Origin of the sequence: Microcystis sp. M079S1, from assembly GCF_020246425.1 — a bacterium.
In the GTDB taxonomy this organism is placed as follows: Bacteria; Cyanobacteriota; Cyanobacteriia; order Cyanobacteriales; family Microcystaceae; genus Microcystis; species Microcystis aeruginosa.
In genome coordinates, this window is sequence record NZ_JADBSZ010000322.1 from 1 (window position 1) to 11,542 (window position 11,542).

The 11,542-nt window shown below is 42.7% G+C and carries 5 protein-coding genes and 1 pseudogene; 1 reads left to right on the forward strand and 5 read right to left on the reverse strand.

The window, feature by feature from the left end:
• Positions 1-134: 134 nt before the first annotated feature.
• The 5 genes and pseudogenes from IM456_RS20800 to pdxA form a co-directional block, all read right to left on the reverse strand.
• Positions 135-1,022 (reverse strand): annotated as a pseudogene (locus IM456_RS20800) (potassium channel family protein); the annotation flags it as partial.
• 249 nt (positions 1,023-1,271) lie between these two features.
• On the reverse strand, positions 1,272-4,700 hold the full coding sequence (locus IM456_RS20805) for an Eco57I restriction-modification methylase domain-containing protein (protein ID WP_287693646.1): 3,429 nt from the start codon (positions 4,698-4,700) through the stop codon (positions 1,272-1,274).
• A gap of 258 nt (positions 4,701-4,958) precedes the next feature.
• A complete protein-coding gene (locus IM456_RS20810) occupies positions 4,959-8,285 on the reverse strand; it encodes a helicase-related protein (RefSeq protein WP_287693648.1) in 3,327 nt (1,108 codons plus the stop codon).
• Between the two features lie 144 nt (positions 8,286-8,429).
• Positions 8,430-9,794 (reverse strand): NAD-dependent succinate-semialdehyde dehydrogenase, encoded by a 1,365-nt coding sequence (locus IM456_RS20815; RefSeq protein ID WP_149986616.1) that lies wholly within the window; start codon positions 9,792-9,794, stop codon positions 8,430-8,432.
• A 23-nt stretch (positions 9,795-9,817) separates the two neighbouring features.
• Positions 9,818-10,846 (reverse strand): 4-hydroxythreonine-4-phosphate dehydrogenase PdxA, encoded by a 1,029-nt coding sequence (gene pdxA / locus IM456_RS20820; RefSeq protein ID WP_149986615.1) that lies wholly within the window; start codon positions 10,844-10,846, stop codon positions 9,818-9,820.
• Between the two features lie 258 nt (positions 10,847-11,104).
• On the opposite strand from pdxA, the gene IM456_RS20825 reads away from it, so the two are divergent.
• Positions 11,105-11,542, forward strand: a 438-nt coding sequence (locus tag IM456_RS20825; RefSeq protein ID WP_502845909.1) for a nuclease/transposase family protein, incomplete at its 3' end; no start/stop codon positions are given.

Genomic DNA, 11,542 nt, shown 5'->3' on the forward strand with positions numbered 1-11,542 from the left:
CCAAGCTTTTCTGGTCGGAACCCCCTAAGCCGAGTTTTCAAGGTGCTGCGCCGTCCACTTGGTTTTCGAGACTGGCCTTTTAATTCTAACGTAAAGCCAACCTAGAACGGCGGGGTTTCAGACCCAAAATTTCCGATGATAAAAGCACCCTGTCCCCGCACTTCCATCTGACTGATGGGTTGTCCCAAAAAGGGCGAATCGCTTAAAATCGAGTATTCTTCAAATTGCAGGTCGATATCGGCTAATAATTCGTTAAGATTGCGCCTACCTTCATCTTCCTGTAAAAAATCAATCGCGGCCGGATGGGAGATTAAATGGGCCATTCTCTCTGCTCCAATGGTAGCAGGTAAGACCACTTGATCGGCCCCGGCTAGTTTTAATTTTTTCTCGGTGCTGGGATATTCTCCCCTAGCGATAATGTATAGTTGCGGACTGAGTTCCCTTGCGGTTAAAGTGATAAAGACATTTAAGGCATCATCGGGCAACACCGTCGCTAAAACTCGCGCTTTGTCGATACCGGCTTTCTGGAGAATACTTTCATCGGTGGCGTTACCATTAAGAGTTATGTAACCTTTTTCCTGAGCTAATCTAATGCGATCAGGGTTATTATCGACGATAATAAAAGATTGGGCTGTTTTTGCCAATTTAGTCGTTAGGATGCGTCCTATGCGCCCAAAACCGCAGATTATGACGTGATTTTCTAAGGATTGCATCTCTTTATTCATACGGCGATCGCTAAAAGCTCTGTTAATTTCTCCCTCGGTCAGCATCTGAAAAAACCCTCCCACCACATAAACGGCCGAGGTGGTCCCACAGACGATAACTAACATGGTAAAAGCTCTCAGACTGGGAGTGTTAATCGGGTTAACTTCCCCAAAACCCACCCCAAATATGGTGATAATCACCATATAAACGGCATCGAGAAAACTCCAACCGTAGGCCATATAACCGATAGTTGCCCCGACTACCGTAGCGAGAAAAAAACTCGCACCGATGATAATCCTTTTCAGTGAACTTTGCATCGATTTCCGTGACCTGACAATCTAGCTATCAGCTTACAGCAGAATTTAGTTATCAGTGATCGGTAAACAGTAATCATACTAAATCCGTTGAGTATGGGCTGCTTATGAGGAGGGGCAAAAGGCAATAGGCAATAGGCAAAAGAGGGAATAGATAATCGGTTTTTAATAACTGGATTTAGTATCAGTTTTCAGTCAATAGTATTGAGCGATAAGCTTGCGGCTGCCTTTTTACTGTTTACTTTTTACTGATTACTGTAACAGGGTTTGATAAGCTTTGAGGGTGGCAGTTTTGACGCTTTCGGGGACGAGGGGAAAGGTACTTAATATATGTTGAAATTCTGTTAGGGTTAATTCATACAAGTGGGCGACTATTGCATCTAATTTCGCTCGAATTGCCATTCTTTCTGCTTCTTCTGTCACTCCATTTTTATGGGAACCTATCCCCACTTCTTTCGCTAATTGCTCAAATTCTTCTGTAGTACAAATCAATTTTGCCGCATTTTCTACTATCTCCTGAAAGTATTTATCTCCCTCTTTTAGTCGGGGAATAGGTAGTTGATATATGTAGAAAAAATTCAGATTTTGACTAACTTTTTGTCTGAGCATCCAATCAATTAAAAAGCTGTTTAAAATGGTAAGGATGAAAAATTTGAATGCCTCATTTTCTCGAAAATTATTTTGTTCGTACTCACTAATAGATAACGAATTTCCGCAAAAAACTGATTTAGGTATCAGACTAGAAATTAAAGAGCGTTCGTTTGTACTTGATGAAACTGACCGAAATCCTAAACGATAGGTTTGATAGTCCAAGATTTGACCTTTATCGACTTCACCGCGTTTTAATAAAGCTTGTCTTGCTTCTTTTTCATCTAACCAGTATTTCGGTAAAGCATACTGATGGGTGAATTGATGAATCATTTTTCCTTCGTAGAGGGGTAGTCTTCCCTGTGCGGGTTCAGTTTTAAATAAATGACTATCATTAGTCATGTGAAATTCTGATGTTAACTTGAGATTCCATGTATCGGGAAGGGTTTCTCCTAGCAGGGGAAAACGAGACATTTTTTCAGCGATATGAATATCTATATCTTGTTTAAATTCCATTACCGAGAGGGAATCGGGGGATAGTTTGCGGATTAAGTTAGTGTAAATTTGCACTTGTTCATCTTTATTATACAAAAATATTTCTAATTTATCCTTACTAATTGCCTCTCTAGGATTAATGCGAAAAACAGCATTAAAAACCTCGGTGTTTTTACCTTTAGCAAAATCAAATAAACAGAATTTGAAACGATGGTCAACTCCTTCAAAAATAAATCTTTCATTGGATAAACCGAATAGAGTCCCTAACTGACAATGAGAAAATAACATTTCTCGCAGTTGTTTAGACCCTAAATCGGTATAAATCCCACTGGGAATAATAATTCCACAGTAACCCTGGGGATGGAGGAGATTAAAACATTGTTCAACAAAAAGCTTATAGAGATTAATATCTGTCCCTTGCTTTTTACCATTGACAATAGAGATTTGATTTTTATATTGTTCCGAGGAACGAAAATAGAGACTAACGTGGGGGTATTGACTTTGATATTCTAACCATGCTTGAGCGATTTCGGGATTAGTTAACAGTTTTTTCTGTTCCTTTTCAAACGTCTTGATGTCCATTTTATTTTTAGTCACCAAGTCGCTATGCTGAGAAAAAAATTCTTTCGCTTGGGGTTTAAAGACTTCCCAAGGGGGATTGGTGATAATCACATCAAAACCACCTTTTTCTGTAATCAGTTTATCGAAGTGATAACCCCAGTGGAAGGGTTTCAGGGACTGCATATCAGAGAGAGTTAATAAACGTTTCTTTGCTTTTCCCGTTAATTGTGCGGATTCGTACTTAATTGACAACTTACCGCTAAACTCATCTAAGAGAATTTGGTTTAATTTCTGCACCGATTCGCGGTTGACATCCTCGATGTGATCCCGTAACATCTGGAGACGGTTTTCTTGGGGGGTTCCCTCTACTTCTCCCAATCGAAAAGCGTGTTCTTTGTATAATTCAATACTGCGATTTTTTTCTGCGAGAATTGCCTGATAATTTTGCGCGGTGAGGGTTTGCATGAGATTAAAACTTTTTCCGTCCACGCGAATTAACCCGATGAGGGAATTTCCCGACATGATATTAAAATCAATATTCGGTAAGGGTTCCAATTCTGTCACCGATTGTGCGGCAGCAACTAAAGCGAGAAATAAACGCAGTTTTGCGATTTCCGTCGCTTCCTCCATGATATCGACACCGTAGAGGTTATCGGAAATAATTCTTTTTTTGATGTAATATCCGAGGGAGGGATGGGATTTTCTTACCTCTGTTAACCACTGTTTTAATTTACTGTCTCCCCGTAGTTCAATTGTCCCAATCACCGCGCTATAAATTCCGATTAATGTCTTCATCGCAGCCACTAAAAAAGCACCGGAACCACAGGCAGGGTCTAAAATAGAAAGCTGGGGAAGAATATCTTCAATCAGAAGCTGACAGAGGGGAGAATCGAGATTAATTAGTAGTTCAGAAATACTGGCAAATTGTTTGCGGGGATAATGTTGATTGCTTCTCTCGACAATCCATTTATTAATCGTCCTATCACAGAGATATTCAGTAATCTCCGGACGGGTATAGTAAGCACCGAAAGCTTTTTGGTTGATGTACTTTTCAAAGATATATCCCAAAACATCGGGGTTAATTTCGTCATCGCTTCCCCCCGGAGTGTCGTCAAGATTCCAGGAGTAACGGGAGAATAAATCGAGGATATTCTCAAATGCTTGGTCATCAATACAAATGTTTTGATAAAGATTTTCGAGGGGATGTTGGAGAAATAATCCTCCGTTAAGATATTTGACTTTTCCCACCAATGCAGTTACTGTCTCATCTCGTTGGTATTCCGGTTTAGCGAATGCTTGGAAAAAGAGGGTTTGCAGAAACTGACGATAGAATAAATTTTCCCCGCGTCGTTGACTTGCTTGTAATTGGTTTTGCAGATAGTTGAAGTCGTTATCGATAAATCCCTTGCGCTGCAGGAAATAGACGAACATTAAACGATTGAGAATAACCGAAGTGTACCATTTTTGATCGCTTTCTCGATCAATTCCTTGGATAAAGGGGAGGAACTGTAAATGCTCTCGCTGAAATTCCTGATAAAATTTCTTGGTAATCTTTTCGATATCGAAACCTTTTTGTAAGCGATGGGCCACCTCCACCACGGAGGGTTCCCCATCTTCAAAATCGGTGATATCGAGGACTAATTCCGCTAGTTTACTGAGAAATAAATCTCCCGGTTGTCCTTTTATATAAAGATGGTCACGGATATAACTTTTACTTCCCTCTCTTTTTACCCAGTACCATAAACTGCGCGTCCGTCCCCCATCGACGAAAATTAGCAGATTTTCGGCAATTCTTTCGATAACTTGCTGGTGAATGTCCCGACGAAGTTTCGCATCGGGTATATCGGTAGTTGTCACCTCTAATACTGCTACTCCGGACACTTCCGCAATCCGTTGACAGGGATATTCTTGGTTGTCAACGGTGATACTGACAGCTTTTTTTGCGCGAGGATGAGACCATCCCAATTCCTCGATAAACAGTTCCCCAAATTGGAAGTTAGATAATAAGTCGCGAGTCCGGGAGAAGTTGAGGGACATAATGGACCTCTTGGAAATATCAAAAATTGTTGTTAGGGTTAGGAGTCAGTTATCAGTTATCAGTTATCAGTTGAGTAGGTAAGCGTTAAAAATTATCAGACACCCCCCTTATCAAGGGTAGGGTTGATTCATGAATCAACCCTACCTTATTCAAGGTAGAACCTTGGAACGAGATAAGGGAGGATCTCCCTCCGTTTCCCGATGGGTTACACAAGAGGATAACATCGTACTTTGTAGCTTGATTCATGAATCAAGCTACTATGGTTGAAATAGACCCAAGGAACAAATAATCTGAGGTTCTTGGGTGGATTCTTGTGGGTGAACAATACAGAGACGGTCATCTTGATATAAAGATACTAGTAAATCTGCCAATTGTTGGTCACTGATGCCGGTTCTTAAACAACGATTTAAGCGATCGAGAGCCGACTGTCTAAGGGGATAATGATACAATTGGTCGAGAGCCTTGCATAAATCCTCATGAGCAAACAGATCATCCTTACTATCTTGAGAATGCCTTTTTAAGCGCTCATAGGTCTTAAATTTTGCTCCCGTCAATCGTCCCAATTTAGATCCGGAGTTGTTTTCCTCCTCCGCGATTAATTCTGTACCTTTTTGTACTAACTGATGGTGTTGGGGATGGGGGGGAATGGCCGGGGTTTGGGGATGACAGGCAGCGGACCGTAAAATAGTTAATTGGGATTGAGTCACACTATTTCCCTGCTTATCAATCCATGCTAAAGCATCATTCCCCCCAGCAGTTTTTAGATAAACCATGACTCCCTCCGGATGGGTTGCTGTCCCACTATGGCAACGGGTAGAATAAACCACCGGCGGCAGAGTCTCTATGGTATGTTTTAAACTAGGGTCAACTTCGATCGCATTTTTCCAAATTTGATACGCTTCCGAGGTTAAATCCACTTCTTGATCCTCCTCCTCATCGATAACCTCAGATTTTTCATGATACAGATCCAATAAAGTCTGGTTATCCATCTCCTCCTCAAAAAATACCTCATCGGTCCCCACCACGTCCGCATTCTCTCGCAGTCTTTGAGATAGTCTCGTCCGCAGTTTAATAATTCTCTCCACTCCCTCCGCAGGTAAAAAGGAATAACAGAGAATCTGACTTGCTTTTTGACCGATTCTATCTACCCTTCCGGCCCGTTGAATCAGGCGAATAATTGCCCAGGGTAGGTCATAATTAACGATAATGGCACAATCCTGTAAATTTAACCCTTCACTCAAGATATCCGTCGCAACCAAGACTCGTATTTCTTCCCCCACTTGCTGAGAATTACTGCGGGGACTAAAACGATGGACCATTTCCGCAGGATTAGCAGAGTTTCCCGTCACTCCCGCAATCTTATCCACTCCCCGATTTTGCAACTGAGTGACTAAATAACTGACTGTATCGGCAAATTGGCTAAAAATTAACACCTTTTCTCTGGGATGATTCTCCTCTAACAGCTGCCATAACTTCTCTAGCTTTTCGTCGGTCTCCGGCTGCCAGGTCCCACAGGTTTGCAACAATGCTATTAAAGCCAAGGCATCGGATTTTAGGTCTTTTTTCAATGCGGGTTTAAACACCTCGGGGTTAATCCACTGAAAGCGCTTGCGATAATCACCGCTATACTTTTGATACACTTGTTCGGCTCTTTTTTGATACTCTTTTTCTAACCCGGTTATCCCCCCAGTCTCCTCGGTTTCTATACTTTCATCTTCTCCCTGAGTGACTAAATCCTCATCCAGATAACGAGTGTCTAACAAAGCTGGATCCTGACTCCCGATGGGAAGGGGTAAATTATTGGCCATGGCATGAAGGAAAATATAGTTACGGAGAATATGACGGTCAAGGGATTGCAGGAAAGCATACCCTCCACTCTCCAAACGTTTAAATAAATTCGTCCGACAAAAACCCATTAATCTTTTACCCGCACGGGATAGACTTTTTAAGATGGTTTCTTCCTCTCCTGTCCCTTTGCATCCTTTAATTAGATAATTTCCCAATCCGTAACGGGGTAACTTCAATCCGTTGAGAGTTATCACCACTGCTTCCGAATATAAACGCGCATAAACCGAGTCTTGTAGGTCAAACTTGATTGTCTTTAGTTGTCGTTGGGGAAGATAAACCCTCGACCCATCAGCAAATTTTAGATACCGACGACCCTGTTCGTCTTCTGTAGCATAATTATTTTCGATAAAACCGCGAGTCCGTCTAATCATATAGAGACGCATTAAGTCTCTCCAGTCGTCGGGAGAGTCACTTTTTTCAAAGGCTGCTAGGGACCTAACCGAAGATTGGTATCTGCGATTAAATTCGATTTCTCCTCCCAGAGATTCTAGTAGTCTTTCGGGACGAATTCCGAGATTAGTATCCTCTTGAATGAATAAACGCAGTTGATTGGACAGGTCAAGATAGTTTTTATTGTAGGGAGTCGCAGTCAAGAGAATACAGCGACTTTCATTGGTGTTAATGTACTCCTGTATTACCCGATAACGCTTACCCTCCCGATTGCGTAGGTTATGACTTTCATCGATAATTACTACCCGATAGCGCCGCAGATTGGGTAATTCCTGCATAACCTGACTTAAGGGGATAATTTTCGCTCTTAATTTGTATTTATAGCTGTAATCCTCCCACATAGTCAGGAGATTTTTCGGACAAATAATTAAGATTTCTAAATCGTAGTCTTCCTGCAAAATATATGCTAGAATGGAAGCGATGCGCGTTTTTCCTAACCCCACCACGTCGCCAATTAGTACCCCACCGTGTCTTTGCACATAACGAGCGGCAATTTTAATGGCCGATTTCTGAAAATCTAGTAAGTCTTGGTCAAACTGTCGGGGAATTTTGTATTCCGCTAAACCGGCTCTCGCTTCAAAGGAAAGATGGTAAGCTATTTTTAAATAGATATGATAGGGAGGAATCAGACTTTCCCGGGCCCAACTTTCGTTAATCACATTGACAATATCCGAGGATATATCCCAACACCAAGCATCGAACCAACGATCATTAAACCACTTTTGTAATTTGGCACAAGCATCGTGGTCAAGGACATCAATATTTAATTCTCCCTGCTGTTGTAATCCCGCAAAAGTTAGATTACTACTACCCAAAAATCCCACCGTTGGGTTATTGACATCCTGTCGATGAATAAGGTATAATTTAGCATGGAGATTATAGCCCAAAAATAAGCGAATTACTAACTTGCCCGATTGAATTTGTTTTCCCAACCGTTGCAAAGCTGCCTGATCTCGATTGCTAGGATTCCCCCAAGTTAATTGTTGGCAAAAATCCTGAACAATTTGTTTTCTTAAACGAGCGCAAGTAGCCTTATCTATATCATTTGAGCGCTTCAATAAAGACAGGGATTGCTGTAGTAATTCCTGGGGTGCTTGCTGCATACCAATCAGCAGACGACAACAGGACAAATCACCACCGAGAAAGTGATCAATATAGGTATCAATGGACTGCCAACCGCGCAAATTAAAATAACCCACGCAAAAATCAGCGCGTTGGGATGCTAATAAACTTTCGCGTAAAATTGGCAATAAATGGGACTCAATATTATCAATAATACGCGGCATATTTTTAATCCGTAGGGTGCGTTATTCCGACAATTATGTTAATTATATCTCTGATTTTGGTTATGGTGGTGGGTTCGATCCCCCCTTCCCCCCTTGATAAGGGGGGGGATTTGATAGTTTTTAACACCTAACTACTTAACTGAATTACTTAATCCAAACCGTTTTAACGTTGACAAATTCGCGAATACCTTCGACACTTAATTCCCGTCCAAAACCAGAACGTTTAATCCCCCCAAAGGGTAAGCGAGGATCGGATTTAACCATACCGTTAATAAACACACAACCGGCCTCAATTTCGGTAATTAAACGCTCAATTTCTGCGGGTTTATTCGTCCAAGCACTAGAACCCAAACCAAAGGGACTATCATTAGCTAAAGCGATCGCTTCCTCGATATTTTTGACTCGAAATAGTAAAGCCACCGGTCCGAAAAATTCCTCTTTTTCCCCCGGAGAACCGGCGGGAATATCGGTTAAAATCGTTGGTAGATAGAAGTTACCTTTTCCCTCTAAACGTTGACCCCCCACAAGGACTTTACCACCCATAGCGACGGTTTTTTCCACTTGAGCGGCAATTTCCGAGACTATCGATACCGTGGCCAAAGGACCAATATCAACAGTTTCATCGAGGGGATCACCAACTTTTAAAGCTTGGAATTTAGCCACTAATAACTGTTCAAATCTATCGGCGACAGTTTCCATAACAATAAACCGTTTAGCGGCGATACAAGTCTGACCATTATTTAACAATCTTGCCGTCACTGCCGTAGCCGCTGCCGCCTCGATATCAGCAGTATCTAAAACGATAAAAGGATCACTACCTCCCAACTCCAAAACCACCTTTTTGATCTGTTTTCCTGCGGCGGCTGCTAAACTGATCCCCGCCGGTTCACTACCGGTTAAAGTGGCGGCTTTTACCCGTTCATCGTTAATTAAATCACTAACGCGATCGGCCCCGATCAAAAGAGTTTGAAAAGTGCCTTCGGGAAACCCAGCTTCTAATAAAATTCTTTCCACCGCTAAAGCTGATTGGGGGACATTAGAAGCGTGTTTGAGTAGGCCGACATTTCCCGCCATCAAAGCGGGGGCAGCAAAGCGAAATACTTGCCATAAAGGGAAATTCCAGGGCATAATCGCTAAAATCACCCCTAAGGGTTGATAACGGACAAAACTGCGACTAGCATCGGTGGCAATCAACACATCTTCCAGATAACCGGCGGCATTATCGGCATAAAAACGACAAACCAAGGCACATTTGAGAACTTCTGCGATCGCTGACTTGATCGGTTTCCCCATTTCTAAAGTCATGGTTGTAGCCAATGCTACCTGATCCCGTTCCAAAATATCCGCCGCTTGCCGTAACCACTGTCCCCGTTGACTGATGGCGGTGCGGCGATACTGCTGAAAAGTTGCCTCAGCTAGGGCCAATTTCGCCGCCAATTCCTCCGAGGTTAGAGGGGTAAAAGTCTTGAGAATTTCGCCAGTGGCAGGGTTAACTGAAGCGATACCCATATCCAATTGTCTCCTATCGAGCGCTATATCTCTAGTTTAGTTCTCCGGTTGTCCCGCTGCTGACATAATTCGATCGCTAATTGGATCGCCGCTTGCATACTCTGGGGTCTAGCGATGCCAAGGCCAGCGATATCAAAAGCCGTCCCGTGGTCTGGAGAGGTGCGAACAAAAGGTAAACCGATGGTAGTATTAACAGCACAGTCAAAAGCCATTAATTTCACGGGAATTAGGCCCTGATCGTGGTATAATGCCAGATATGCGTCGGCGGGTTGCCCTGCACCGCTAAACCAAGCGCGTCCCGGTTCCACCCAAAGCGTATCGGGGGGGACAAGGCCGATTAATTGGGTTTGCGGGTATTTTTGTCCCATTGATTCTAGCCAAGGCTGTAACCAGTCCTTTTCTTCCCTTCCCAGTTTTCCCGCTTCGCCACTGTGGGGATTAAGGCCAGATATGGCGATTTTGGGGCGATCGATGCCGAAATCTAGCTTTAAAGACTCGATCAATAGATCTAGTTTTCGGGTCATCAGATCGGGGTTAAGAGCATCGGGAACTTCTCGCAGGGGGATATGGGTAGTGGCGAGGAGAGTGCGTAAGTTATAGCCGGTGTGAGGGGATTTAGCGACGAATAGCATCCCATAACGGTTAATTCCCGCCATGGTAGCTAAAACCTCCGTTTGACCGGGGAAATCATAACCGGCCAACTGCCAACAGGATTTAGCGATCGGACCGGTGACAATACCATCAAATTCGCCCTTGAGGGTGCGTTTTATTGCTTCTTGCAGGTAAAGAAAGCTAATTTCACCACTATGGGCATCCCCACGCCCACAAACGATTTTTTCTTGATTGTAGGGCAAATCGATCAGAGAAAAGCGATCGAGGAGATGGGGATCGTGATAGGCTTTTTCGAGAAGCGTTCTGGTGCCGATTAGAGTAATCTGACAACTGCACGAGATTGGGGAATCGGCGATCGCTTTTAACACTACTTCAAGACCGATCCCGGCGGGATCACCGACGGGGATAACTAGACGGGGAATAAAATAGGCGGATTCCATAAATTTTGGCCGTCAATATTGCTAATTCTCCCGATTAATCTCATCGTTGACAATTATCAGGAGGGAATAAATCAGTAAACAATCTTCAGTTTACCTAAAATGTCGGATGAATGCCGCCGCTAAATTTTTCGACAAGACATCCAACCTTTGCGGGGGATGAAATCCGACCAAGATATTGACGGCGAAGCACGATTTTAATTCTACCATTTGTAGGTAAACTGTGTTATACTCAATCTATCCAGGGTCGAGGATTAATCAATGCTAGTCGTAGAAGCCAAGTTAAAAAACGGGACACCAGAACAATACCAAAGACTAGATGAAGCAATTAGGACATCTCAGTTTGTGCGTAACTCTTGTGTTCGTTATTGGATGGACAATCAAGGGACAACCCGCAATGATCTCCAAAAACTTTGTGCGGTACTAGCTAACAATAAAGAGACACCATGGGTTAATAAATTAAACTCTCAAGCTCGTCAATCGGCTGCTGATAGAGCCTGGCAATCAATTAGTAAGTTTTACCAGAATTGTCATGCTAAGATACCGGGAAAAAAGGGTTTTCCTCGGTTCAAAAAGCATAGTCGTTCCGTTGAGTATAAACTAACAGGCTACCAACTATCTGATGATAGACGTAAAATCAGATTTACTGATGGCTTTAAAGCAGGAGAATTTGATTTATGGTGTAGTCAAAAGACGTTA

Coding starts and splice junctions, on each gene's coding strand:
- pdxA (WP_149986615.1), bottom strand. CDS start 10,846: ATGGAATCCGCCTATTTTATTCCCCGTCTAGTTATCCCCGTCGGTGAT.
- IM456_RS20805 (WP_287693646.1), bottom strand. CDS start 4,700: ATGTCCCTCAACTTCTCCCGGACTCGCGACTTATTATCTAACTTCCAA.
- IM456_RS20810 (WP_287693648.1), bottom strand. CDS start 8,285: ATGCCGCGTATTATTGATAATATTGAGTCCCATTTATTGCCAATTTTA.
- IM456_RS20815 (WP_149986616.1), bottom strand. CDS start 9,794: ATGGGTATCGCTTCAGTTAACCCTGCCACTGGCGAAATTCTCAAGACT.